The sequence below is a fragment of the Curtobacterium sp. MCLR17_039 genome (assembly GCF_003234745.1).
Taxonomy (GTDB): Bacteria; Actinomycetota; Actinomycetes; order Actinomycetales; family Microbacteriaceae; genus Curtobacterium; species Curtobacterium flaccumfaciens.
In genome coordinates, this window is the sequence record NZ_QKTF01000001.1 from 320,725 (window position 1) to 345,792 (window position 25,068).

Sequence of the window (25,068 nt, forward strand, 5' to 3'; positions counted from 1 at the left end):
TCGACCCTATGCGAGTCCACGTCGCCGACCACCCGCTCATCACCCACAAGCTCTCGGTGCTCCGCGACCGTACGACGCCCTCCCCCACGTTCCGCGCCCTGACCGAGGAGCTCGTCACGCTCCTCGCGTACGAGGCCACGCGGGGCGTCCGGGTCACGGCGACGCCGATCGACACGCCGGTGGCGCACACCATGGGCGTCGCGATCGCCAAGCCGCGGCCGCTCGTCGTCCCGATCCTCCGCGCCGGGCTCGGCATGCTCGAGGGCATGGTCAAGCTCGTCCCGACGGCCGAGGTCGGCTTCCTCGGCATGGCCCGGAACGAGCAGACGCTCGAGCCGCAGACCTACGCCGAGCGCCTGCCCGACGACCTGTCCGGTCGGCAGTGCTTCGTGCTCGACCCGATGCTCGCGACCGGTGGCACCCTCGCCGCCGCGATCGACTTCCTGTTCGCCCGCGGTGCGCAGGAGGTCACGTGCGTGTGCATCCTCGGTGCCCCCGAGGGGCTCGCCATGGTCGAGCAGGCCGTCGGCGACCGCAACGTCTCGATCGTCCTCGGTGCGCTCGACGAGAAGCTCGACGAGAACGGGTACATCGTCCCGGGCCTCGGCGACGCCGGCGACCGCCTCTACGGCCTGGCCGAGTAGCGCAGACCCGACACGTCTCGGACAGGAGGCGCGGTGCCGGCTGGCACCGCGCCTCCTGTCGTCCGTGCGGTCCCGACCGCCGCACGCGCCCGTTCCGGGCGTACCCGCCCGTTCCGGGCGTACCTGCCCGTTCCGGGCGTACCAGGTCGTTCCGGGCGTACCTGCCTGTTCCGGGCGTACCTGCCCGTTCCGGGCGTACCTGCCGGTTCCGGGCGTACCTGACCGTTCCGGGCGTACCTGGTCGTTCCGGGCGTACCAGGTCGGTTCTTTCGACCCGGTACGCCCGATTCGACTTTCCATCGCGTGCGCAATGGGAAAGAACGGGCGTGGCACTCGACGCCCGTGCGGTCGCGCCCACCGCACCGTCCGTGCGGACGGTTGACACCGCGTTGGTATACCGCAGATACTCGTCACATGACTGCAACCGTGTCCACCCGCGTCCTCTCCGAGGCGTGCTCCTCCGCAGGGGCAGTGGGGACCGTCGGCGTGATGATGCCGACCATGCCGGTCATGCGTTGTCGAATGTGTGCCTGATCGGCACCCGTTCCAGCCGGATCCCCCGCGACACCACCCCCGTCGCGAGCGCGTGATCCCCGGGTGACGGACACCGTCGGCGACGCGCACCACGTCACGAGGTCTGTCTCCCGTTCCCCCGGGTCGGCCCCGGTCCGCAGCAGGACCGCAGGGCACATCGGCGTACCGCCGTACCCGGGATGACGCATTCGACACCGGCCGCCGCGCCACCCGCGCACCGGCCACACCGCCCGGAGAACCACCATGTCGCTCACCATCACCCAGCCCCGCACCGCACTCCGCACCGCACCGGCCCCGACCGACCTCGGCACCGTGACGCCGATCCGCCCGCGCCCGGCTTCCCCGGCAGCCACCGGACCGACCACCGTGCCGACGAGCCCCGTGGTCGCACCGCAGCGGAACCGCGCGCTCCCCGAGGGCACCGAGGCCCGCGGCTTCGCCCTGTACGTCGGCATCGACGAAGCGAAGGCCGCAGCCGCCGGCACGACCCTGGCCGCGGTGGTCGAGCAGCTGAAGGCCCTCACCGCGCAGCTCGTCCCGTCGTCCGAGACCTACGCGGCCGTCGCCGTCGCCGCCGAGCACTCCGGTGGCCGTGACGTCGACGTCGTCCGGCTCGCCCTGCAGGACCGCTCCGCGGTGGCCGCCCGCAAGCAGGCCGAGAAGCCCGAGCCCGAGGAGACCGGTGTCGTCATCGACATCTCGCGGAAGCGCGTGACCCTCGACGGCGAAGCGGCACCCCTGACCTACAAGGAGTTCGAACTCCTGCAGTTCCTGGTCCTCCGCGAGGGCCAGACCGTCGACCGTTCCGCGATCATCGAGGGCCTCTGGTCGGACGGCGAGGACGAGACCCCGAACGAGCGCACCATCGACGTGCACGTGCGTCGGCTCCGCTCCAAGCTCGGCGCGTTCGAGGAGATCGTCCGCACCGTGCGTGGCGTCGGTTACCGCTTCGACCGCCACGCGGACGTCGCCGTGCGGTACGCGTCGACCCCGTCGCCCGACCTCTTCTGAGCCTGATCGACTGCTCTTGGTGAACTCGCAGCGAACCGGCCACGGAGAGGCTGGCGCGCCGTTACCGCTTCGTTATACAGTCGGTGGTGCAGACGGTGTTTGCTGTGGCACCGCCTGCGGAATGTGATTGCAGGAAACTCTTGGTGCAAGGGAGAGGGCCGGTCGCCGACAGGCGGCCGGCCCTCGTGCATGTCGCCCGGTTCCTGTCGGACCCCGTCGGTAGTGTGGTCAGACCGTACGACCGGAGGGAACGCGAACGTGAGCGAGACACGCCGCAGTGAGAAGGCGACCGCCGTCGCCGCCTGGGAAGCGCTCTTCCGCGCCCAGGTCGCCGTGATGCGGAGTCTCAACGCGGACTTCCCCGGCGACGAGATCTCGTTCAACGAGTACGACGTCTGCTTCAACCTGTCGACCCAGCCCGGCCGCCGCTGCCGGATGCGCGACCTCACCGGGCACCTGCTCCTCACCCAGCCGAGCGTCAGCCGCCTGGTCGACCGACTCCTCGCCCGCGGCATCGTCGAGAAGCAGCCGGACCCCACCGACGCCCGCGGTGTGATCGTGGCGCTGACCCCGCACGGCTTCGACGTCTACCGGCAGGTCGCCGTGCAGCACGCGGCGAGCATCGCGCAGCAGGTCGGTGCCGGTCTGTCCGACCCCGAACTGCGCACCCTCACCGAACTCTGCACGAAGCTCCGGCTGGCGGTCGGCACCGCACCGGGCCGGCGGTCGACGACCCGCCCGGTGGCCGCTCCGGATGCGGCGACGGTGTGACCGGCGCGATCGTCTGGCTCCGTGACGACCTGCGGCTGTCGGACAACCCCGCGATCCGTGCGGCGATCGACCACGGAGGCGACGTCACCGTGGTGGTCGTCCTCGACGAGCAGTCCCCGGGGCTCCGGCCGATCGGCGCCGCGAGCCGCTGGTGGCTGCACCGATCGCTGACCGCCCTCGACGCCGACCTGCGCGAGCGCGGTTCCCGGCTGGTCCTCCGACGCGGTGCCGCGGCGACGGTCATCGACCAGCTCGTCGCCGACACCGGGGCGGACGCCGTGTACTGGAACCGTCGGTACGGCGCCGTCGAGCGGGACATCGACGCCGGCATCAAGGCGGCCCTGCACGACCGTGGCGTCGAGGCGCACAGCTTCGCCGCGAACCTGCTCTGGGAACCGTGGACCGTGCTCACCGGGCAGGGCGAGCCGTACAAGGTCTTCACCCCGTTCTGGAACGCCGTCCAGGCTCTGCCCGAACCGCGCCACCCCCTGCCCGACCCCGACGACCTGCCCGCTGCGGCCGACGTCACCGGTGATGCCCTGGCCGACTGGGCACTGCTGCCGACGAAGCCCGACTGGGCCGGCGGGCTCCGCGACGCCTGGACCCCGGGTGAGCACGGCGCCCAGCAGCAGCTCGAGCACTTCGTCGAGCACGCGCTCGAGGACTACGACCAGCGCGACGAGCCCGCGATGGAAGCCACCAGCAGCCTCTCGCCGTTCCTGCGGTGGGGCGAGATCAGCCCGTACCAGGTCTGGCACCGCCTGCACGAGCGGCTCGAGCCCGCGCAGCGCCAGAACGCCGCCGCGTTCCTCCGGCAGCTGGCATGGCGGGAGTTCAACTGGAACGAGTACTTCCACTGTGACGACATCGCCACCGTCAACGTCCGTCGGACCTTCGACGCGTTCCCGTGGCGTGACCCGGAAGCGTCCGAGCTCGACCGCTGGCGGCAGGGCCTGACCGGCTTCGACCTGGTCGACGCGGGCATGCGCGAGCTCTGGCACAGCGGCGCCATGCACAACCGGGTGCGATTGGCGGCCGGGAGCTTCCTCGTGAAGAACCTGCTCGTCGACTGGCGCGTCGGGGAACAGTGGTTCTGGGACACCCTGGTCGACGCCGACCCCGCCAACAACGCGGCGAACTGGCAGTGGGTCGCGGGCTCCGGCTTCGACGCCGCCCCGTACTTCCGGGTCTTCAACCCGGACCGGCAACTCGAGCGCTTCGACCCGCACCGCGAGTACGTCCACCGCTGGGTCCCCGCCGACGAGCTGCGCCCCGAGCCGATGGTCGACCTGAAGGCGTCGCGGCAGCGGGCGCTCGACGCCTACGAACGGATGCGGCGATCGTGACCGGGTCGCACCCCGCGGTCGCCACCGTCGTCGACCAGGTCGACGAGCTGTTCCGTGCTCGTGTCGAACAGGGCATCGCGCCGAGCAGCGTGTGGGGCGTGTTCGACCGCTCCGGGCTCGTCGCGTCCGGTGGGCACGGCGACCGCGGGGACGGCCGGCGGCCGGACGCCGACACCGTCTACCGCATCGCCTCCTGCACCAAGAGCGTCACCGCCGCGACCCTGCTGACCCTCGTCGCACGGGGTGCGCTCGACCTCGACGCGCCCATCACGGACTTCGTGCCGGCGTTCGGCGCCGTCACCCTGCCGACCCCGGACTCCCCCGTCCCCACGGTGCGGATGCTGCTGACGATGTCGGCGGGCTTCCCCACCGACGACCCCTGGGCCGACCGGCAGGAGTCGATCTCGGACGCCGAGCTCGACGAGGTCCTGCGCGGCGGCCTGCTGTTCGACTCGCTGCCCGGCACCCGCTTCGCCTACTCGAACCTCGGCTACGCGCTGCTCGGCCGGGTCGTCGCCGTCATGACGGGGCGGCCGTTCACCGTGGCCGCCGAAGAGACCGTGCTCCGTCCCCTCGGGCTCACCGACACGGTGTTCAGCGCCGACGAGTCCACCGGGTTCGTCGTCACCGGTGTCCGCGGACACGAGGGCGACTGGGAACCCCTGCCGATGACGGGCCCCGGCGCGTTCTCGTCGATCGGCGGGCTCTTCTCGACCGTCCGCGACCTGGCGCGCTGGGCGACGCACCTCGGTTCGGCGTTCTCCGCAGCGCCGGAACCCGGCCCGGTCTCCCCCGCCGATCGCCGGCTCATGCAGCAGGCGATGCGGGTCGTCCCGTCGTCCGTCGTCCCGGGTTCGGCCCGCGCGACGGCGTACGGCTTCGGGCTGTTCGTCGAGCAGGACGACCGCTTCGGCGAGCTCGTCTCGCACTCCGGCGGCTACCCGGGCTTCTCCGCGCACATGCGGTGGTCCGTGCGCGACGGCCTCGGGGTCGTCGCGTTCGAGAACGCGACGCAGGCCAAGGTCTCCGCGGCCGCGCAGCAGGCGCACGACCTCGTGCTCGACGCGGCACTGACGGCCCGGGCACCCGACCCGGCGGAAGCCGGCACCGACGTGGCCGGAGCGACCAGCGGGGTGGCGGCGACCACCCGCGCGACGCGAGCCGCCCAGGCCGCCGTGACGCGCCTCCTGGCCGACTGGCGCGACGACCTGGCGGACGCCATCTGCACACCGAACGTGGCCATGGACGTGCCCTACGACCGCCGACGGCGGGCGGCGGCGCAGGCCGTCGCGGACGTCGGCGCCGACCTCGGTGCCGCACCGGTGTCCGAGTACTCGGCGGCACCGTCGCACCTGCGCTGGTGGCTCCCCGGCACCTGCGGGCGACTGCGCGTCGAGATCCGGCTCGCGCCCGCCGCCGCGGGGCGCGTCCAGACCCTGAACGTCGTCCCCGAACCGTCGGAGCGCTGACCGGGCACTGACCCGACGGAGCCCTGACCCGGGGGTGCCGACCGAGAACCCGTCGGCTCAGACCGGCGGTCGACCGCCCACGAAGCCGAGTGCCCGCGCGGCGACCCGGGTGCCCTCGCGGGCTGCCGCACCGACGCGGACCGGATCCGTCGCCCACGCACGGACGAACCCGGCGACGAAGGCGTCCCCGGCGCCGATGGTGTCGACGACGGTCGCCGGTGTCGCGGGGACCCGGTGGACGCTGCGGCCACGGCGTCCGATGAGCGCGCCGTCGGCCCCCGCCGTGACGACGACCAGTGGGACGTGCTCCGTCAACCGCCGCACCGCGGCGTCGAGGTCGTCGCCCCCGCCGAGGGCGAGCGCCTCGTGCTGGTCGGGGAAGAGCACGTCGACGCCCCGTAGGGCCTGCAGGAACCGGTCGGCACCGATCGTCTCGATCACCGCCACCGACGAGGGGTCCACCGCCACGCGCGCCGGCCCCGTCCGGGCGCACGCCACCAGGTCGGCGAGCCGGTCGGCCCCGCCGCCGAGCATGGCGGCCCCGGTCAGGTGCACGATGTCGGCACGGGCGACCACCGACGGCGGGACGTCGGCGGCACTGATCTTCCCGCTCGCGGCCGGGTCGGACATCGCGGTGCGACCGTGGCCGTTGCGGACCGAGACGACGACCCCGGTGGACGTCATCGCGTCGTAGCGCAGGTGGGCGCGGACCCCGGCGTCCTCGAGCGCGCGTTCGTGGCGGTAGACGTCGTCGACCCCGACCCGGGCGACGACGTCGACCTCGGCCCCGAGCCAGCCGAGCCAGGTGGCCGTGTTGCCACCGGCGCCGGTCGGACGGTGGCGGATCTCCGCAGCGGGGTCGTGCACCCCGATCCGGTGTGCGGTGGTGTGCACGAGGACACCGTCCAGGACGTCGCCGACGACCAGGAAGCGTTTTCCGGCGCCACGACGACGGCCCGTGACCACCCGTCCGGCGCGGGTCCCCTCGGGCCGGGACGGCGGCGGAGCGCCCTCGTACGGCATGGACATCCGAAACAGTGTACCCGTAGCCGAGTTTTTCTCCGTTTCTATCGGTGAAAACGGAGGTTTCCAGGAGGGATCACACACGGCGACCATGGTGCCACTGAAATACCGCCTGCTAGTATGTGGGCGGTCGCGCGACCACCGCCCCGACGACGGAGATGCCATGCCCAGGAAGCCCGACCCCACCCGCAAACCCGCGATCCTCGAGAAGGTCGTCGACCACTTCGTCGAGACCAAGATCGAGGACGTCACGGTCCGGGGCCTCGGCCGCGTGCTCGGGACGAGCGCCTACCCCGTCGTCTACCACTTCGGCTCACGCGAAGCCCTGATCGACTCCGTCGTCGAACACCTGGCGGCCGCACGTCCGGTGGCGACGCTCGACCCCGACGCCGATGCGGACGCCCTCGCCGATCACCTGGTCGCGGCCTTCGGCGGGCTCGACGACCCACGCCGCGCGTTGGCCGCGCGACTCACCTTCGAACTCGGTTCGGTCGAGTCCCTCGACGGGCGGGACCGCCAGCGCCGTGCACACCGCTGCCACGTGGCGGCCATCCGGGCGTGGTGCCGGGCGCACGGCGCCGACCCCGTCCTCGCCGAACGTGCGGCCCAGGACACGGTGATGGCCGCCCGCGGAGCCCAGTGGAGCGCGCTCGTCGACCGCGCGCACACCGAGGCCGACGCCGCACTGCGTCGCATCGCCCACGACCTGGCTTCGAGCACGACCGGCGCCGACCGCGCGCTGCGCGCGACCGTGCCCGCGTCCGAGGACCGGTCGCGGACCCGGTGACCGCGTGCGGTCCGGAACGGAACCCGGACCACGAACGGGAGGCACGGTGCCAGCTGGCACCGTGCCTCCCGTTCGTCAGGTGGTCACCGTGGTGACCCGCCGACGCGGATCAGAGCGTGACGAACCGCTGCGACTTCGCGTTCTCGAAACGAGCGGCGACGTTCTCCCAGTCGACGATGTTCCAGACGGCCTTGACGTAGTCCGCCTTGACGTTCAGGTAGTCGAGGTAGAAGGCGTGCTCCCACATGTCGAGCATGAAGATCGGGACGAGACCGAACGGGATGTTGCCCTGCTGGTCGAAGAGCTGGAACGTGGTGAGCTTCTGGCCCACGGTGTCCCAGGCCAGCACGGACCAGCCGGAGCCCTGGATGCCGTTCGCGACGGCGGCGAACTGCGCCTGGAACTTCTCGAACGAACCGAAGAACTCGTCGATCGCCGCGGCGAGCTCGCCCTCGGGGACCTTCGTGTCCGGGCCGAGGTTGGTCCAGAAGATCGAGTGGTTCACGTGGCCACCGAGGTGGAACGCGAGGTCCTTCTCGAGCTTGTTGATCGCGCCGAAGTTGCCGGACTCACGGGCCTCGCCGAGCTGCTGGAGCGCGGTGTTGGCACCGGTCACGTAGGCCTGGTGGTGCTTGTCGTGGTGCAGCTGCATGATCTTGCCGCTGATGTGCGGCTCGAGCGCGGCGTAGTCGTACGGCAGTTCCGGCAGGGTGTACTCAGCCATGTGAGGTCCTTTCGATCAGTGGGTTGTGGACGCGGCTCCGCGGCTCACGAGAGCCGGGAACGATCGGTGAGGGAGTGGAATTCCCGGTTGTGGTAGACCAGCGGCTCGCCGCGGTCGGCACCGACGATGATGTCGAGCACCTCGGCCACGACGACGGTCGAGCTGCCGATGGGCGTCGTCGACAGCGGTCGGCAGCGGAGCGCACTCGCCGCACTCGGCAGGTAGCGGTCGCCGGACGGCAGGGTGCCCCAGATCGGGTCGTCGGCGGCCGGGCTGCCGGTCGACGCGAAGCGCTTGGCGAGTGCGACCCCGAGGGAGTCGACCAGGTGCACGACGAACAACGGCGCACCGAGCACGACCCCGGCCGAGCCGGAGTTCGTCGAGAGCGAGAAGACCAGCACGGGCGGGTCGACGGCCACGCTCGCGACGCTCGAGGCGGTGAGGCCGGTCGGTCCGTCCGGGCCTTCGGCCGTGATGACGGCGACGCCGGCAGGGTGCCCGCGGAAGGCGGACTTGTACGCGTCGGCGATGGTTGCCGGTGCTTCGTCGGGCATGGTGATCGTGGTCGTTCCTTCGGGAGGGGCTGCCGTCACTCGGCGGCTGTCACCCAACGTATGACCTGAACCCTGGTTGAGGTCAACGATTCACAGGTTCGGGCGCGGCCGGGCGCGCCGCGGTGGCACTTCGTGAGCAGGAATGGTCGGGTCACGCACGGCGACCCGACCATTCCTGCTCACGAAGCGCAGCTCACGAAGCGCAGCTCGCGCCCGCAGTGCAGCGCGGCCGCTCAGCGGCGCTTGAGCATGACGAGCGCACCCGCGGCCGCCACCACCATGAGCACCGCGGCGACGCCCGCCGTGATCGTCACGCCGGAGTCGAAGGCCGCCCGCGCCGACTCGAGCAGCACCTGCCCGGCGCTGCCGCCGAGCTGCCCCGCCGCGGCGACCGCGCCCCCGAGGGTCTCCTGCGCCGCGACGTGCGCCGACGAGGACAGCCCGTCGGGCACCACGACGTGCGCCCGGTAGGTCGTCGCCAGGATCGTCCCGAGCACCGCGGTCCCGAGCACGGCCCCGATCTCGTACGCCGTCTCCGACATCGCCGACGCCGCACCCGCCTTGTCCGCCGGAGCCGTCGAGATGATGAGGTCGTTCGTCACCGTCTCGGACGCCCCGATCCCGATGCCGAGCAGCACGAACGCGAACGCGAGGGCGGCGATGGAGGCGTGGTGTCCGAGGACCGCGACGAGGGCGTACGCCGCCGCCGAGAACAGCAGCGCGACCGACACGACCCAGCGCGGGGCGACACGCGCCACGATCGGCACGACCGCGAGCCCGGCGACGATGGTCAGGACCGATCCCGGGATGAGCACGACGCCGGATGCGAACGGGTCGAGCCCGGCCACGAGCTGCAGGTGCTGGGCGATGAAGAACAGGAAACCGGTGAGCGAGAACATCGCCGCCAGGTTCATCAGCACACTGCCCGTGAAGGCGGTGCTGCGGAACAGCCGCAGGTCGAGCATCGGCGTGCGGGACCGCAGCTGCCGACGGACGAACGCGATGCCGCACACGACACCGACCGCGAGCATGGCGATCGCGAGGCCGCGCTCCTCGGGGTGCACGACCGACTTGATGGCCCACGCGATGGGTGCGAGCGCGCCGAGGGACAGGAACATGCTCGGCAGGTCGACCGGCCCGGGCATCGGGTCGCGGGACTCCGGCACGCAGAACGGCACGCCGACGAGCATGAGCACGAGGATCGGCACCGCGACGAGGAACACGCTGCCCCAGTGGAAGTGCGCGAGCAGCGCGCCGCCGACGAGCGGGCCGAGCGCGTTGCCGGCGGCGAACATCGTCGACCAGACGGCGAGCGCCATCCGCCGCTCCCCCGCGTCCACGAACACGTTGCGGATGATCGAGAGCGTGGCGGGCATGAGCATCGCGCCGAACACGCCCATCGCGATCCGGGCAGCGACGAGCATCCAGGCGTCGGTCGCGAAGGCCGCGGCCACCGAGAACAGTGCGAAGCCGGTCGCGCCGATCACCAGGATCCGCCGTCGGCCGATGCGGTCACCGATGCTGCCCATCACGACGAGCAGGCCGGCGAGCACCAGCGGGTACGCGTCCACGATCCAGAGCTGCGTGGTGGCGTCCGGGTTCAGCGCGCGACTGATCGACGGCAGCGCGAAGCTCAGGATGGTGTTGTCGACCGAGATGAGCAGGACCGGCAGCATGAGCACGGCGAGCGCCAGGAACCGTCGGGCGCGGCTCCCGGTGACGCGGGTGGCGACGGGGCTGGTGAGCAGTGCGGACACGGCGGACTCCTGGGACTTCGAGCCGGACCAGGTCGACGGCGGGTGGTACGTGGGGCAGACGAGACGGGACGCGGGATGGACACGCGCCCCGTCAGGACTCCGTTAGTGTACCGTCCGGACGGTTTTGGTTGCAAATGCAACTGACGACGGCCGGGAGGCCCGTGGCGGTCCCGCCACGGGCCTTGCGTCGGTCCACTGGTCGCGTCGTCGGGCCTACGCCGATTCGCGGAGCAGCAACCGGTGGCGCACCGTGCGCTCCACGGCCTCGCCCGAGCGCGGCAGCTCGCCCGCGAGCATGCCGAGCGCCAGGTCGAGGGCCTGACCCGCGACCTCGTCGAGATCGACGGCCAGCGTGGTGAGTGTCGGTGCGACGAGCGTCCCGAGCGGCAGGCCGTCGACGCCGACCACGCGGACGTCACCGGGGACGTCGACGCCGGCACGACGGCAGGCCGACAGCACACCGAGGGCCAGCACGTCGTTGAACGCCAGGACCGCGTCCACCCGCCGGTGCTCGGCGAGGATCCGCTCGGTCTGTCCGGCGCCGGCCTCGGCGGTGGGTGCGGACGCGACGACGAGGTCGGGCAGGTACCCGCGACGCCGGAGTGCCGCGACCATGTGCTCCCCGCGCTGGCTCGGCACGCCGTCGGCAGCCGCGTCGAGCACGACGGGGTGCTTCACCCCGACGTCGACGAGGTGGTCGGCGAGGTCCTCGATCGCGGCGGTCGGGTCGATCCGGACCGCGGCGCGGGTCACCGGCCCCGAGGGGTCGAGTTCGACGACCGGGACCGAGCCGAGCCGTTCGATCCACTCCGGCGCACGGGACCCGAGGTAGCCGATCACGACGTCGGTCTGGGCACCGAGGGACTCCACCATCCGGTCCGAGTCGCTCGCGAGCCCGACGTCGGCGAGCATGACGTTCCACCCGCGGGCGGCGGCCAGGCCGAGCACCGCGGAGGCGAGTGCCGGTGCGTAGGGGTTCCGCAGGTCGTTGACGACGAGCCCGAGCTGGTGGTCGCCACCCGTGACGAGCCCGCGGCCGAACCGTGACGGACGGTAGTCGAGCGCAGCCGCGGCCTGGAGCACGCGGTCCTTGGTCGCCGCGCTGATGCCGGACATGCCGTTCATCGCGCGGGTGACGGTCTGCCGGGACACCCCGGCGGCCGCGGCGACGTCGATGATCGTCGCGCGGCCGCCCGGGGTCAGGCGCGGAGGTCCAGCCATGCCACCTGTTCCGGGGAGAGTTCGACGGAGAGGCCGGTCATGGACGACCGGGCCTCCGCGATCGTACGGGGTCCGAAGAGCGGGAACGTCGGGAACGGCTGGTTGAGCACGTACGCCAGGGCGATCGCCGTCGCGGGGACGCCGAACTGCTCGCCGAGCTCCCGCGCACGCCGGAGCCGCTCGAAGTTGTCGTCCGAGTAGTAGCAGCGGACGAGTTCGGTGTCGCTGGTGTCCTCGGGCGTCGCACGGCCGGTGAAGAACCCGCGGGCCTGCGAGGACCACGGCAGCAACGGGACCTGACGTTCCTCCAGCCAGGCCTTCGATGCCGCATCGGTCGCGTGTTCGCAGCCGTCCCACGGCACGTCGTACGCCTCGGCGAGACCGAAGTGGTTGCTGAGCACCTCGAACCCGTGCTTGCCGTTGGCCCGTGCGTAGGCGTTCGCCTCGTCGAACCGTGCGGGGGTCCAGTTCGAGCCGCCGTACACGCGGATGCGCCCGGCTCGGCGGTGCTCGTCGAGCACGTCGACGAACTCCCCCACCGGGATGTCGGGGTTGTCGCGGTGCATCATGTAGATGTCCGCGTAGTCGGTGCCCTGGCGCTCGAGGCTCTCGAGCAGCTGCCGGGTGATCGACTCCGGGTCACAGTGCGGGGTGTGGGCGCCCTTCGTGATGACGACCACGTCCTCGCGGATCCCCCGGTTCTGGATCCACCTGCCGAGCCTGCCCTCGAGCACCCCGCCGCCGTAGATGTACCCGGTGTCGAACACGTTGCCGCCCTGCTCGACGAACAGGTCGAAGATCGCGCTGGCGTGTGCCAGGTCGGGCTGGTTGTCGACACCCATCACCAGGCGGGACATCCGCTTGCCGACGCCCGGCACCTCGCCGTAGCGCATCGGGCTGCCGTCCTGCACGGTGAGCGGTCGGCCGGACACCGTCGGGATGTCGGCGGTCTCGGCCTCGAAGGGGTAGCGCAGGCCGATCGCCGCGCGCCACCTGTCGAGCGTGCGGGCCGTGGCGAGGGTCTCGTCGATGGTCATCTGCGCCGCTTCGACCCCGCCGGCACGCAGGGCGTCGGTGGTGGCGTCGGCTTCTCGGGCGTAGGGGTGCTCACCCGCGAACGACAGCGAGCGAGGGGGTTCGTCGACGGTGTGGATCTCGATGGTGGGGTCGTCGCCGAGGGTCCACGGGTCGGTGAGCACGATGCGACCGCGCGAGCCGTGCACCGACACGGCGTTGTCGTCCTGCACGAAGACGCCGGTCCGGACCGTCGCCGTGGTCCCGCCCTTGTAGGTGAGCTGCGCGACCGTCCACTCGTCGACCCCGGTCGGCCCGAGCGTGCCCGTGGCGGTGAGGTCCACCGGCTCGGCGACGGCGACCCCGGTGGCGGCCTGCACGATCGCCGCGGCCATCGTCACCGGGTACCCGCCGACGTCGAGGATCCCGCCGCCGGCGGTGTCGACGTCGAACAGGCGACCGGTGCGCTCGCCCGTCCGGAAGGCGAACGAGGCGTCGACGTGGGTCACGTCGCCGATCACGCCGTCGCGGATCAGCTCGAGCAGCGCCGCGGTCTGCGGGTGGAAGCGGTACATGAACGCCTCGACGAGCGGCAGGCCGGCCTGGCGTGCCGCGTCGGTGAGCGCCATCGCGGTGCCGTGGTTCACGGCGAGGGGCTTCTCGCAGAGGACGGCCTTGCCGGCCTCGAGTGCGGCGAGCACGAGTCGGGCGTGCCCGGTGTGCACGGTCGACACGTAGACGGCGTCCACCCGCGGGTCGGCGAGGACCTCGTCGTAGGTCCCGGCGGTCACGTCCGCGAACCCGAACCCGGCGGCCTCGTCGGCGAAGCCCTGCGCCCGCTCGGCGGACGAACTGCCGGCCGCGACCAGGACACCCCCGCTGGCGGGCAGCTGCGAGAGGAAGCGTCGGGCGATGCTGCCGGGGCCGAGGACGGCCCACCCGGGGCGGTCGGTGGTGGTCGAGGTCGGGGTGGTGGCGGTGTTCGCCGTCTGCGCTGACATGCGGATCCTTGTCGTCTCGTGAACCTTCACGGTCGGCTCGACGCTAGCCGGTGCCGGAACGATGAGCAACGGTGCCGCGGCATTTCGTGAGCGTTCACGGTCACCATGGAGGAGCTGGCGTCCGCGCCCCCCGGAACTGCTCCTAGACTCTCGGCATGGCCAGTGCCCGCGACCGTGTCCTCGACAGCTTCGTCGCCATCGTGTGCGAGGAAGGTGAGCGTCCCGCCACGCTCGACGCCGTCGCCGCGCGCGCCGGTGTCTCGAAGGGCGGGCTGCTCTACCACTTCGGCTCCAAGGCCGCCCTGGTCGAGGGGCTCTGCGAACGGCTGTCGGACCTGTCCGCGATCGACGTCGAGCGCATGCAGGAGGCCGAGGACGGCGCCGCGCGCTACTTCGTCCGCAACTGCCTGTTCGTCGGCAGCGAGCTGGACCTCGCCCTGCTCGCCGCGAGCCGCCTGCAGCAGGCCGGTTACGAAGAGGCCGGACGGACCCTCGACGACACCGAGAACGCTTGGCTCGCGACCCTCGTCGACGCCCTCGGCGACGAGCCGACCGCGCAGGCCGTCAAGCTCCTCGGCGACGGGCTGTACCACCAGGCCTCACTCGGTGCCGCGAGCGAGGTGCGACCGAAGCGGGGCAGCGTCGACATGGAGACCCTGCTCACCGTCGTCGACCGTCTGATCGCGACGCGACCGGGAGCGTGAACCGGCACACCTCCGGCTGGGGATAGACTGGGGAACGATCCACTCGTCGACACCCGGAGGTATCCCGTGGGCCGCGTCATCGCCGCTGTTTTCTCGATCCTGCTGCTGCTGGTGTCGATGTACCTGTTCGGGTTCGCCTTCCAGGTGGAGTCGGGCCAGGCCTTCGTCTTCATGGCCGGCGTGCTCCTGATGAGCCTCTCCTTCTTCCTGCCGATCCACGTGTTCGGCAAGCGCTGACCAGCAAGCACAGACCAGCAACGCTGATCAGCAAGCACTAACCAGCAAGCACAGAACGGCCCCGCACCTCACCGGTGCGGGGCCGTTCTGTGTGGGGTGTCCGGCGCCTCAGACCAGGACGCGCAGGGACCGCAGCGTCACCGCGGTGCTGATCGCCGCGTGTGCGGCCTCGGCACCCTTGTCCTCCTTGGAGTCGGGCAGCCCGGCGCGGTCGAGTCCCTGCTGCTCGTCGTCCAGCGTGAGCACACCGAACCCGACGGGCTTGCCGGTGTCGATCGCGACCTGCGTCAGGCCGCTCGTCGCCGCGCCCGACACGTACTCGAAGTGCGGGGTGCCACCGCGGATGATCACGCCGAGCGCGACCGCCGCGTCGAAACCGGCCTCGAGCGCGGTCTTCGCGACCACGGGCAGCTCGAAGCTGCCGGGGACGGGGATGACGTCGGCCGTCGCCCCGAGCCGCTCGACCTCGCGCTGCGCCCCGGCCAGCAGGCCCGCCGCGATCGTGTCGTGCCACTGTCCGGCGATGATGGCCACCCGGATCCCGGTGCCGTCGACCTGGTCGCGGTCCGCCGCGCCTGCTCCGCTCATCGTGTCGTTCCTTCCGTGGGCGCTGCGGTCGCTGCCGCCGCCCGGTCTGCCGCGTCCAGCCACTCGGCGAGCGCGGCGATGGTGATGACGGGCACGCCCTCGCGTGCCCCGAGTCCGACGAGCGCCGGCAGCCGCATCATGCTGCCGTCCTCGTCGACGATCTCGCAGATCGCCGCAGCGGGCCGGAGTCCGGCCGCGGTGACGAGCTCGATCGCTGCTTCGGTGTGCCCGGCGCGCTCGCGGACCCCGCCCGGTCGTGCACGCAGGGGCACCACGTGTCCGGGGCGGTGCAGGTCGTCGCGCACCGAGGCCGGGTCGGCGAGGACCCGCAGGGTGCGGGCGCGGTCGTGGGCGCTGATGCCCGTGGTCACGCCGACGGCGGCGTCGACGGTGACCGTGTAGGCCGTGCCGCGGACGTCCTCGTTGTGCGCCACCATCGGCGGCAGGTCGAGGGCGTCGGCGATCTCGGTGCTGACCGGCGCGCAGATGAACCCGGACGAGTGCGCCACGGTCCACGCGATCCACTCCGGCGAGGCGAGCTCGGCGGACAGGATGACGTCGCCCTCGTTCTCGCGGTCCTCGTCGTCGACGACGATCACCGGGCGACCGGCCGCGATCGACGCGATCGCGGTCTCGATGCTCGACAACCCGAGTGTCTGCGGGGCGGCACCGACCTCGGCGACCATCACCGGGCCTCCGATCCGACGGTCTCGAGCGACTGCGCCGCGGCGTCGAGCCGCAGCATGCGGCGGACGTGCCGGGCCAGGACGTCGGTCTCGACGTTCACCCGGTCACCGGGCACGCGGAGCCCGAGCGTCGTCGCCTCGAGCGTCTCGGGGATCAGGCTCACCTCGAACCAGGCCGCGTCGGGCGCGGTGTCCTCGGGCGAGACCGCGCTGACCGTGAGGGAGACGCCGTCGAGCGCGATCGAGCCCTTGTCGACCACGAGCGGGCTGAGCGCCGGCGCGAGTGAGAACCGCACGCGCCGCCAGCCGTCACCGTCGGCCGTCTCGAGCACGGTGGCGGTGCCGTCGATGTGACCCTGCACGATGTGCCCGCCCAGGCGGTCGCCCACCGAGGCGGCGCGCTCGAGGTTCAGGCGGTCCCCCACACGGAGTGCGCCGTGGGCGCTCATGTCGAGGGTCTGCTTCATGACGAAGGCGGTGAAGGTCTCGGGGGTCTGCTCGACGACGGTCAGGCAGACACCACTCGTCGCGATCGAGTCGCCGTGCCGGGCGTCCTGCACGACGACGGGGCCGTGCACGGTGAGCGCGACGGAGTCGCCCTGCTGCTCGACGGCGGTGACGGTGCCGAGTTCCTCGATGATGCCGGTGAACACTGGTGTCCTCTCAACGGGACTCCGGGGGCGTTCGACGATCGTCGGCATCGACGGACGGGTCGCACCCCACGGGTCGTGGGGTCGTCCTGTCCGCCCAGCGCGCCTCCCATCCGGACTTTCACCGTCGGTCCCGGAATCCCACCGGGTCAACCTCTGTCGGGTTCGCACCCGTCATCAGTTCGTGGACTGTCACCACCGGCTCGGAATTACACCGACCCCGGAGCGCTTGCGTAGTCGGAACGATACCCCAGGCCGCTGACGGCCGCGCCACGGTGTCAGCGCCGTCGTAACCGGGCGTCTCCCCCGGGCATGGTGACGAGGGGCGCCACGGTGTGACGCCCCTCGGTCACCCGCCGGTCAGTGCCGGCGACGGAGCATGAGCGTGCCCGCTCCGGCGAGGAGCAGCAGGAGCGCGAACCCAGCCGGCAGGACCGGCGAGCCGGCTCCCGTGTAGGCGAGCTCCGGCTGGCCGTCACCGGCCGTGGCGGCAGCCGCGACGGTCGCGGCGCTCGCCCGGGCCCCGCCGGTGGCAGCGGTCGTGGTGGTCACCACACCCGCCGTGGAGGCCCGGGTCGGCTCGACGACGCCGACCACGCCGACCGGGATGGTCGCCGTGCCGGGCGTGGTGCCGGTGTCGGTGCCCGTCCCGTCGGTGGGGACGGTTCCCGGGCCCGTGCCCGGGTCCGTGCCCGGGTCGGTGCCCGGGTCCGTACCGGGGTCCGTACCGGGGTCCGTGCCCGGGTCCGTACCGGGGTCCGTGCCCGGGTCCGTACCGGGGTCGGTGCCGGTGCCGGGAGTGGTGCTGGTGCCGTCACCGACGATGCCGATCCCGTTGCCGCCGATGGTGATCGGCAGGCTGATCACCGGGGTGACCTGGGTGCCGGAGAGCAGGCCGCCGTTGCCGGTGGTCGAACCGCCGGTCGTCGGGGTCGTGGTGCCGGTGGCCGGAGCCGTCGTGCCGCCGGTGCTCGTGCCGTCGCCGAGGACGCCGATGCCGTTGCCACCGATCGTCACCGGGACGTCGACGACCGGGGACACCTGCGTGCCCGAGGCCGTGCCGTCCGAACCCGAGGTCGAACCACCGGCCGCCGGAGCGGTCCCGGTACCCGTGCCCGCGGCAGGCGTCGTGCCCGTCGAGGTGCCCGTCCCGAGCAGTCCGATGCCGTTGTCCGCCACCGTGACCGGGATCGAGACCACCGGGGACACCTGCGTGCCCGACGCCGTGCCGTCCGAACCCGAGGTCGAACCACCGGCCACCGGAGCAGTCCCGGTACCCGTGCCCGCGGCAGGCGTCGTGCCCGTCGAGGTCCCGTCACCGAGGACGCCGATGCCGTTGCCACCGATCGTCACCGGGACGTCGACCAGGCCGGTCACCTGGGTGCCGGAGAGCAGTCCGTCGGTGCCCGAGGTGCTGGGTGCCGACGGTGCTTCGGCAGCCGGCGCCGGAGTGGTCGCCGCCGGGGCGGTCGACGTCGAGGTGCCGTCGCCGAGGACGCCGATCCCGTTGCCGGCCACCGTCACGGGGACGGTCACGGTCGGGGCGACCTGGGTGCCGGAAGCCGTGCCGTCCTCGCCCGAGGTGCTCGGAGCCGGAGCGGCAGGAGCGGCAGGCGCGGCAGGCGCCGGAGCCGGAGCCGGAGCCGGTGCTGCAGGCGCCGGAGCGGCAGGAGCCGGAGCCGGAGCCGGTGCTGCAGGCGCCGGAGCTGCCGCGGGTGCGGCGGCCGAGACGGCGTCACCGGCGACGGCAACGGCGTTGCCACCGACCGTCACCGGTGCCGCGACGTCCGGCACCACCTGGGTGCCCGAGAGCGTGCCGTCCTCGCCCGAGGTGCTGGGGGCAGGAGCGGTCGTGGCCGGAGCCGGAGCGGCGGGCGTGGACCCGCTCGCCGTCGACACTGCGTCGCCGAGCACGGCGATCGCGTTGCCGCCGAGGGACACCGGGGCGTCCACGGCGGGGGCCACCTGGGTGCCCGAGACGATGCCGTCGGCACCGGATGTCGTGGCCGCGTTCGCCGCAGCCGTGCCGCCGAGCGTGAGCCCGCCGACGAAGAGGGCGAACCAGAGCCCTCTGGAGACGTACTTGTTCATGGTCGTACTCCCTGATCGAGATCGTCACCGACCGCGGACGCAGCCGGGATGTGTGCGTGCCTGCCGTGGCGGACAGGCGCACCGATCTCAGTCAGGGGCGACGTCGTGCTCGCCGACGACGGATGCGGGGACCGCGTCGTCGGCGAGCGTGCCGCGAGACCCCGCGGCGAGGGAGACGATGTCGTCGGTCGAGCCGACGATGCCGACGGCTGCTGCGCCGCCGGAGGTCGAGGAGGCACTGCCGCCGAGCACACCGGCGTCGGCTCCGTCGAACGGGAGCCCGTGGCCCTCGCCGTCCGCGGGGACGAGCAGCGCGCGCCCACCGAGGGTCGCGTCCTGCGCCTCGACGGCCGCGACGAGCGGGCCGACCGTGGCCGTCGTGGCGACTGCGGCGACCGGCTCCGACGGGCGGAGCCCGGCAGAGCGGTAGCCCAGGGCATCGGCGGCGACGGCGCGTGCGGGCGCCGAGGTGCCCTGCGCGGGGACCGTTCCGGGCCGGACGGGTGCGTTCGCGACCGGCACCGACGGGCCGGGCCCGGCGGACGGGTTCGAGCCGCCGCCCACCGGGAGCGCGGGGACGTCGACGACGGGGGCCGTGCCTCCTGGCAGGGTGCCCCCGACGGACGGGACGACGCTCTCGACCACGTCGGGGACGGTGCCCACGGTCGTGCCGACCGAGCCGAGCGTGTCGTCGACGAGGCCCGTGACCGGGCCGGTGACGGTGCCGAGGGTGTCGTCGCCGAGGACCGTGCCGACCACCGGGACGCTGCCGACCACGTCGTCGACGGTGTCGACGACGGCGGTCACGGGGCGCGTGTCGGTGATGCGTTCCACGGTGCCGGTGACGGGGCGCAGGACGTTCGCGACGGTGTCGGTGACCGGCCGGGAGGCACTGGTCACCTGGTCGACGACCTGTCGCACCGGGCGCGTGGCCGCGCCGGCCGCGGGGGCGGTCGTGGTGGGCGCGGCAGCCGGGGTGGTCGCGGCCGGAGCGGGGCTCGACGGCGCGGCGGGAGCCGGGGCAGGTGCGGGCGCCGCGAGCACCGGAGCGGGTGCGGGGGCCGGAGCGGGCGCGGGGGCCGGAGCGGGCGCAGCAGGAGCAGGTGCGGGTGCGGGTGCCACGGCCTTTCGGACGGGAGCCGTCACGCCGCCGACGACCTTGCCGACCTCGCCGGTCACGCCCTGCACGGTGCCACCGACGCCGTCCACGACGCTGCCGACGAGGCCACGCTGCTCGGTCGGGACGGCCGAGGTCGTCGCGGCGGAGGCCGGTCGCGCGCCGAGCAGCAGGGACAGCAGCACGAGGGCGGCGAGGGTCCCGACGCCCAGCAGGACGATGCGGAGTGCGGCGCGCCAGGGTGCGCGCAACGGGTGGTCCATGCGCTCACCTCCTGATCTCGGCTGCGCACGTAGAGTGGTTGACCGGCAATGTACGCCGATCCGGTCCGGAACACACCCTGTTTCGGAAGAAATTCTCAGGAAGGGCCGTCCGTGGTCTCGATCTTCAACGCTCCGACCCGCAACCTGGACATCGTCACGCTGCACGAGATCCTGCGGCTCCGCCAGGACGTCTTCGTCGTCGAGCAGGAGGCCGCGTACGGCGACATCGACGGCCGTGACCTCGAGCCGGGCACCGTGCAGTTCTGGGCCGGCAACGGTTCGGTGGACGCGACGCTCCGCCTGCTCCGAGAGCCCGACGGCACCGAGCGCATCGGCCGGGTCGCCACCGCGAAGCACGCCCGCGGCCAGGGACTCGGCGCGCAGCTCATGGAAGCCGCGATCGCCGAGTCCCGCTCGCCGAGCATCGCCCTCGGTGCCCAGTCGCACCTGGAGCAGTGGTACGGCCACTTCGGCTTCGTGCGCTCGGGGGACGAGTACCTGGAGGACCGCATCCCGCACATCCCGATGACCCGGAAGCGCTGATCCGGGCTTCCGCGCGTCAGGCCCGCCAGCGCCGCAGTTCGTCGAACGAGCGGCCCTGGGTGGCCCGGTCGGCGACGAGGCGTTCGAACACGATGTTCGTCTGCGTCGTCGCCACCGAGGGGTCGCCGCTGAGTTCGTCGGCGACGAAGTCGCGGAGCTGCTCGGTCGACTCGCACGCGATGTGCACGAGGAAGTCCTTGTCCCCCGCCAGGAACGACACGTCCTGCACGACGGGCACCCGCAGCAGGCGCTTGGCGAAGTCCCGCAGTTCGTGGCGGGCCGCGGCGTGCACCCGGACGGACACCATCGCCTCGATCGAGAACCCGAGCCGGGCGACGTCCACCTCGGCCCGGTAGCCGCGGATCACCCCGGCGTCCTCGAGCGCGCGGACCCGTGCCAGGCAGGTCGACGGCGCGATGCCGACGGCGGCAGCGAGCCGGTTGTTCGGGATCCGGGCGTCGGCCGACAGGGTCCAGAGGATGCGCTCGTCGACCTCGTCGAGGCGCGGAGCGGGGTCGGGGCGACGTGCGGGACGGTCGGACACGGCTCGACGCTACCGCGGCGGTGCGAGCAGGGCGCGGAGGGCGTCCTCGAGCGCGGCCGACACGACGGCGTCGTCGGCGGATGCCAGCGGTTCCACCGCGGTGGACTGACGGAGCATCGACATCCCGAGCACCACCGCCAGCGCGATCTCGGCACGGACGAGCAGCTCCTCGGACCCCGCGCCGCCGACCGTGCCCGCGAGCCGTTCGGCGTACCGGCGCAGCGTCTCCCGGCGGATGGCATCGGCACCGTCGTCGCCGGAGGACCGGAGCAGGAGCATGAGCTGCAGGGAGTCGTCGTCGGTCGGGGCGCGCACGATGTGCGTGATGATGCCGGTCAGCGCCCGTTCGAGGCCCTGCTGGCTCGTCTCCTCGGCCCCCAGGTCGCGGACGACCCGGTCGAGGCAGGCGCGAAAGAGCCCCTCCTTCGAGCCGAAGTACCGGTTGATGAGGGCGACGTTCACCCCGGCGTCCCCGGCGATGTCGCGCACCGTCGTTCCGCGGTACCCGTCGAAGGCGAACCGACGCCGGGCGGCCTGCACGAGCAGGAGTCGGGTGGCCGCGGCGTCCTTGCTCATGGAGCGCAGCCTATCGGTCCTCACAGGGATGTAAGCAAGCGTTGACATGCTCACCCGAGCGCGTACGCTCGTCATGTCAGCAATTGTTTACATCGACGACCACGACGACACGGAGCACGATGACCGACACCATGCAGAGCCCACGGACCGGCTCGCACCCCACCACCGACGGACGCCGGCCGAACAGCACGGCGATCATCGTCTACCTGTCCCTCGGCGGCCTGTCCTTCGCCGTCCTGCAGTCGCTCGTCGCCCCGGCACTGTCGACCATCGGGCAGGACCTCGGTGCCTCCACCAGTGCGACGAGCTGGGTGCTCACCGCCTACCTGCTCTCCGCGTCGGTGCTCACGCCGATCCTCGGTCGCCTCGGCGACATGATCGGCAAGCGCAAGGTCCTGATCGTGGTGCTGTCGATCCTGCTCGTCGGCGCCGTGCTCGCCGCCCTCGCACCGAACCTCGGCGTCCTGATCGTCGGGCGCGCGCTGCAGGGTGCCGCCGGAGCCGTGATGCCGCTGTCGATCGGCATCGTGCGTGACGAGCTGCCGAAGGAGAAGGTCAGCGTCACCATCGGCCTGCTGTCCGCGATCTTCGGCATCGGTGCCGGTGTCGGCATCGTCGCCGCCGGACCCATCGTCGAGCACCTGTCCTGGCACTGGCTGTTCTGGCTCCCCGCCGTGCTCGTCGTCATCGCACTGCTCGGCGCCGTCTTCGGCATGCCGGAATCCCCGGTGCGGAAGCCCGGCCGCCTGGACATGGCCGGCACGTTCGTCCTGGCGGTGTCGCTCGTCGCGATCCTGCTCGCCGTCAGCGAGGGCGAGACCTGGGGCTGGGGCGACGGCAAGACCATCGGCCTGCTGGTCCTCGGCGCCGTCGCACTGGTCGTGTTCGTCCTGGTCGAGCTCCGGGTCGCCGAGCCGCTCATCGACGTCCGGCTCTTCGCCGTGCGCGGGGTCTGGACCGCCCACGTCGTCGCACTCGTCTTCGGGTTCGCGATGTTCGGCACCTTCGTCCTCGTGCCGACGCTCCTGCAGCTCCCGACGGCGCTCGGCTACGGCTTCGGCAAGGACGTCACCCAGGCCGGTCTCTTCCTGCTGCCGACCGTCGTGATGATGGTCGTCGCCGGGCCCATCGCGGGCATCCTGGTGCGCAAGGTCGGCCCGAAGCCGCCGATGCTCATCGGCGGGTTCGCCATCGTCGCCGCGTTCGTGCTGCCCGCGATCGCACACGCCGAGCTGTGGCAGGTGGTGGCCTCAGGCGTCCTGACCGGCATCGGCATCGGCATGGCCCTCGCCGCCTGCTCGAACGCGATCATCGAGAGCGTCCCCGCGAACCAGACCGGTGAGGCCATCAGCGCCAACACGGTCGTCCGCACCATCGGCTCGAGCGTCGGCACCGCCGTCATCGCAGCGCTGATCACCTCGCACAGCACGCCGCAGGGACTGCCGACCGACGACGCGTTCACCATCGGGTTCTGGGCGTGCACCGGCGTGGCGGTCGTGGCCATGCTCGCCGCGCTCGCCGCGCCGTCGATGCGCGCCCGCCGCGCAGCAGCCGCCGCCCGTGGGATCGACGACCTCGAGGAGGTCACCGAGTAGGGCCCTGGTCCCGACCACCCGGGAGGCCCGTCCAGCGTCGTCGACGCGGGGCGGGCCTCCCGTCCGTCGCACAACCTGGGAACGCACCGGGCGCATACGAGCCGGCGTGACGATCATCGGACCAGTCGCGTCCCGTCAGGGGACGCGGACCGCCGCGCCCGGACAGGAGACCCCATGAGCAGCACCGACCACGACGACACCACCGCTCCCGGACGGCCGTCGTTCCGCGACACGGTGACCGCCGGACTCGTGCAGAAGGCCCTCGAGCCGGTGCTGCGGGCCGTCCGCGACGAGGTCGCCTCGGCGCGGCGCGAGATCGGCGAGCGCGCGAGCGGTGCGAAGACCGGGCTGGTGCTCACCGGGGTGGCCGTCGGGTTCGCCGTGACCACCCTGGTCGCACTTGCCGGCTTCGCGGTGGCGCTGCTCGCCCTGGCGCTGCCGCTGTGGGCGGCGACCGGGATCACGTTCGTCGTGTTCGCGATCGTGACCGCTGTCCTGTTCGTCGTCGGCCTGCGCGGGATCCGGCGGGGTGTGCCGCCGGTGCCGAAGGACACGATCCAGGCGGCGAAGCAGCGGGTGACGCACGCGGATGCCCGGGCGGACGGCGCCGCGCGCGACTGACGGACTCGACGGACCGGCTGCGGGGGCCGCGACCGCCGGCGCGGGCTCCGCTACATCGCCAGGGTCATGCCGACCACGGCGACGGTCATCGCGAAGACCTCGCCGCTGCGGACGGCCCGCCGGTCCTCACGGCCCCACTCGTACCGGAGCAGCCAGCCGCTGAACGCGCAGTAGCCGATCACGCCGGCGCCGAGCACCGCGGACAGGGCGATGCCGTGCCCGGCGTGGTCGCCTGCGACGCCCGAGGCGTGGCCCATCAGCAGCATCCCGGCCATCACGACGGCGGAGAGCGCGCGGTGGACGTCCATCGGCTCCGCGCGGCGACCGTCGGCGCGGCGGCGACGCATCACGGGCAACGGCGCGAGCAGGAGCAGGAGGGTCGCGGCGAACAGGGTCCACACCGCACCGGCGTCGACGACGGGCATGAGCATCGCGACGAGCATCACGCCCGCCGGCACGATCACGCCCGGGCGCGGTCGGTAGCGGTCACCGACGATGCAGCACACCGACGCGAACTGCGGCACGACGAGCATGGCGTCGGCGACGGTCTCGTGCACGTGGGGCGTCCTCGGTGCGGCGGAGTGGTGCGGGGTGGGGTCAGTCCTCGGCGCGGGCAGCGGCCTTGGCGGCGCGCTCCTGCTTCACGCGGGCGTTCTCGGCGTGCACGGCGGCCTGCGTCGCACGCTCACGGACGAGCCACTCGGGCTTCTGCTCGAGCAGCGTCTTGATGTCCGCCGTCGTCAGTGCGTCGTCGATCCCCGCACGGCTCAGGCCGGAGATGGAGATCCCGAGCTTCTGCGCCACGACGGGTCGCGGGTGCGGGCCGTCGCGTCGGAGGTCCTCGAGCCAGGTCGGGGGTTCGGTCCGGAGCTCGTCGAAGGCGGTCCGCGTGAGGGGAGCGCTCTGGAAGGACTCCGGAGCGGCCGTCAGCAAGATGCCGAGCTTCTTCGCAGCCGTCTCGGGCTTCATGGTCTGTTCCTGCGCCATGAGGACAAGG

General features: G+C 72.5%; 26 protein-coding genes and 1 riboswitch. Of the genes, 11 read left to right on the plus strand and 15 right to left on the minus strand.

Annotation, left to right across the window (positions count from 1 at the left end):
- The first annotated feature begins 8 nt into the window (after positions 1–8).
- From upp to DEJ00_RS01560, 5 genes are all read left to right on the plus strand, one after another.
- Entirely contained in the window at positions 9–644 is a 636-nt protein-coding gene (upp, locus tag DEJ00_RS01540; protein WP_027466329.1) for a uracil phosphoribosyltransferase, read from the plus strand.
- Positions 645–1,421: 777 nt separating this feature from the next.
- Entirely contained in the window at positions 1,422–2,189 is a 768-nt protein-coding gene (locus DEJ00_RS01545) for a winged helix-turn-helix domain-containing protein (protein WP_111056211.1), read from the plus strand.
- Positions 2,190–2,447: 258 nt separating this feature from the next.
- A complete protein-coding gene (locus DEJ00_RS01550; protein WP_027466327.1) occupies positions 2,448–2,960 on the plus strand; it encodes a MarR family winged helix-turn-helix transcriptional regulator in 513 nt (170 codons plus the stop codon).
- Entirely contained in the window at positions 2,957–4,306 is a 1,350-nt protein-coding gene (locus tag DEJ00_RS01555) for a deoxyribodipyrimidine photo-lyase (protein ID WP_111056212.1), read from the plus strand. The genes DEJ00_RS01550 and DEJ00_RS01555 overlap by 4 nt, the downstream gene beginning before the upstream one ends.
- Complete coding sequence (locus tag DEJ00_RS01560) at positions 4,303–5,775, plus strand: serine hydrolase (protein WP_181440056.1); 1,473 nt, start codon at positions 4,303–4,305, stop codon at positions 5,773–5,775. Before DEJ00_RS01555 ends, DEJ00_RS01560 begins: the two co-directional genes overlap by 4 nt.
- Before the next feature lie 57 nt (positions 5,776–5,832).
- Here the strand turns inward: DEJ00_RS01560 and DEJ00_RS01565 are convergent, their stop codons facing one another.
- Positions 5,833–6,804, minus strand: coding sequence for a carbohydrate kinase family protein (locus DEJ00_RS01565; RefSeq protein ID WP_175475035.1), 972 nt, complete (start codon positions 6,802–6,804; stop codon positions 5,833–5,835).
- A 157-nt stretch (positions 6,805–6,961) separates the two neighbouring features.
- Here DEJ00_RS01565 and DEJ00_RS01570 point away from each other — a divergent pair, with 157 nt between their 5' ends.
- A complete protein-coding gene (locus DEJ00_RS01570) occupies positions 6,962–7,585 on the plus strand; it encodes a TetR/AcrR family transcriptional regulator (RefSeq protein WP_111056215.1) in 624 nt (207 codons plus the stop codon).
- Positions 7,586–7,694: 109 nt separating this feature from the next.
- Here the strand turns inward: DEJ00_RS01570 and DEJ00_RS01575 are convergent, their stop codons facing one another.
- From DEJ00_RS01575 to DEJ00_RS01595, 5 genes are all read right to left on the minus strand, one after another.
- Positions 7,695–8,309: a superoxide dismutase gene (locus tag DEJ00_RS01575; protein ID WP_027466323.1), complete on the minus strand. Its 615-nt coding sequence runs from the start codon at positions 8,307–8,309 to the stop codon at positions 7,695–7,697.
- A 44-nt stretch (positions 8,310–8,353) separates the two neighbouring features.
- Complete coding sequence (locus DEJ00_RS01580; RefSeq protein ID WP_027466322.1) at positions 8,354–8,863, minus strand: flavin reductase family protein; 510 nt, start codon at positions 8,861–8,863, stop codon at positions 8,354–8,356.
- A gap of 233 nt (positions 8,864–9,096) precedes the next feature.
- Positions 9,097–10,620 (minus strand): MFS transporter, encoded by a 1,524-nt coding sequence (locus DEJ00_RS01585; RefSeq protein WP_111056216.1) that lies wholly within the window; start codon positions 10,618–10,620, stop codon positions 9,097–9,099.
- 213 nt (positions 10,621–10,833) lie between these two features.
- A complete protein-coding gene (locus tag DEJ00_RS01590; RefSeq protein ID WP_111056217.1) occupies positions 10,834–11,841 on the minus strand; it encodes a LacI family DNA-binding transcriptional regulator in 1,008 nt (335 codons plus the stop codon).
- Entirely contained in the window at positions 11,820–13,856 is a 2,037-nt protein-coding gene (locus DEJ00_RS01595; protein WP_111056218.1) for an aldo/keto reductase, read from the minus strand. The genes DEJ00_RS01590 and DEJ00_RS01595 overlap by 22 nt, the downstream gene beginning before the upstream one ends.
- A gap of 155 nt (positions 13,857–14,011) precedes the next feature.
- On the opposite strand from DEJ00_RS01595, the gene DEJ00_RS01600 reads away from it, so the two are divergent.
- Both DEJ00_RS01600 and DEJ00_RS18390 read left to right on the plus strand, forming a co-directional pair.
- Positions 14,012–14,560 carry a TetR/AcrR family transcriptional regulator gene (locus DEJ00_RS01600; protein WP_027466318.1) on the plus strand — a complete coding sequence of 183 codons (549 nt, stop codon included), beginning with the start codon at positions 14,012–14,014 and terminating at the stop codon, positions 14,558–14,560.
- 66 nt (positions 14,561–14,626) lie between these two features.
- Positions 14,627–14,797, plus strand: a complete 171-nt coding sequence (locus DEJ00_RS18390; RefSeq protein WP_017888559.1) for a hypothetical protein — start codon at positions 14,627–14,629, stop codon at positions 14,795–14,797.
- Between the two features lie 108 nt (positions 14,798–14,905).
- Here DEJ00_RS18390 and ribH read toward each other — a convergent pair whose 3' ends face one another.
- The 5 genes from ribH to DEJ00_RS01630 all read right to left on the minus strand — a co-directional run bounded on the left by ribH (position 14,906) and on the right by DEJ00_RS01630 (position 20,192).
- Positions 14,906–15,385, minus strand: a complete 480-nt coding sequence (gene ribH / locus DEJ00_RS01605; RefSeq protein ID WP_027466317.1) for a 6,7-dimethyl-8-ribityllumazine synthase — start codon at positions 15,383–15,385, stop codon at positions 14,906–14,908.
- A complete protein-coding gene (gene ribB / locus DEJ00_RS01610; RefSeq protein WP_111056219.1) occupies positions 15,382–16,071 on the minus strand; it encodes a 3,4-dihydroxy-2-butanone-4-phosphate synthase in 690 nt (229 codons plus the stop codon). The genes ribH and ribB overlap by 4 nt, the downstream gene beginning before the upstream one ends.
- On the minus strand, positions 16,071–16,724 hold the full coding sequence (locus tag DEJ00_RS01615; protein WP_071247477.1) for a riboflavin synthase: 654 nt from the start codon (positions 16,722–16,724) through the stop codon (positions 16,071–16,073). The genes ribB and DEJ00_RS01615 overlap by 1 nt, the downstream gene beginning before the upstream one ends.
- A 94-nt stretch (positions 16,725–16,818) precedes the next feature.
- Positions 16,819–16,953, minus strand: a riboswitch (FMN riboswitch).
- A gap of 128 nt (positions 16,954–17,081) precedes the next feature.
- On the minus strand, positions 17,082–18,812 hold the full coding sequence (locus tag DEJ00_RS18395) for a hypothetical protein (protein ID WP_181440057.1): 1,731 nt from the start codon (positions 18,810–18,812) through the stop codon (positions 17,082–17,084).
- Positions 18,813–18,899: 87 nt separating this feature from the next.
- Positions 18,900–20,192 carry a hypothetical protein gene (locus tag DEJ00_RS01630; RefSeq protein WP_111056220.1) on the minus strand — a complete coding sequence of 431 codons (1,293 nt, stop codon included), beginning with the start codon at positions 20,190–20,192 and terminating at the stop codon, positions 18,900–18,902.
- A 111-nt stretch (positions 20,193–20,303) separates the two neighbouring features.
- On the opposite strand from DEJ00_RS01630, the gene DEJ00_RS01635 reads away from it, so the two are divergent.
- Positions 20,304–20,735 (plus strand): GNAT family N-acetyltransferase, encoded by a 432-nt coding sequence (locus tag DEJ00_RS01635; RefSeq protein ID WP_111056221.1) that lies wholly within the window; start codon positions 20,304–20,306, stop codon positions 20,733–20,735.
- Positions 20,736–20,751: 16 nt separating this feature from the next.
- Here DEJ00_RS01635 and DEJ00_RS01640 read toward each other — a convergent pair whose 3' ends face one another.
- A complete protein-coding gene (locus DEJ00_RS01640; protein ID WP_027466312.1) occupies positions 20,752–21,279 on the minus strand; it encodes an Lrp/AsnC family transcriptional regulator in 528 nt (175 codons plus the stop codon).
- A gap of 9 nt (positions 21,280–21,288) precedes the next feature.
- Positions 21,289–21,855 carry a TetR/AcrR family transcriptional regulator gene (locus DEJ00_RS01645; protein WP_027466311.1) on the minus strand — a complete coding sequence of 189 codons (567 nt, stop codon included), beginning with the start codon at positions 21,853–21,855 and terminating at the stop codon, positions 21,289–21,291.
- A gap of 119 nt (positions 21,856–21,974) precedes the next feature.
- Here DEJ00_RS01645 and DEJ00_RS01650 point away from each other — a divergent pair, with 119 nt between their 5' ends.
- Positions 21,975–23,450 (plus strand): MFS transporter, encoded by a 1,476-nt coding sequence (locus DEJ00_RS01650; protein WP_111056222.1) that lies wholly within the window; start codon positions 21,975–21,977, stop codon positions 23,448–23,450.
- Between the two features lie 174 nt (positions 23,451–23,624).
- Entirely contained in the window at positions 23,625–24,071 is a 447-nt protein-coding gene (locus DEJ00_RS01655; RefSeq protein WP_035808831.1) for a phage holin family protein, read from the plus strand.
- 50 nt (positions 24,072–24,121) lie between these two features.
- Here the strand turns inward: DEJ00_RS01655 and DEJ00_RS01660 are convergent, their stop codons facing one another.
- Both DEJ00_RS01660 and DEJ00_RS01665 read right to left on the minus strand, forming a co-directional pair.
- Entirely contained in the window at positions 24,122–24,628 is a 507-nt protein-coding gene (locus DEJ00_RS01660; RefSeq protein ID WP_017888550.1) for a hypothetical protein, read from the minus strand.
- Between the two features lie 40 nt (positions 24,629–24,668).
- Positions 24,669–25,058, minus strand: a complete 390-nt coding sequence (locus tag DEJ00_RS01665) for a DUF5997 family protein (RefSeq protein ID WP_017888549.1) — start codon at positions 25,056–25,058, stop codon at positions 24,669–24,671.
- Positions 25,059–25,068: the final 10 nt, after the last annotated feature.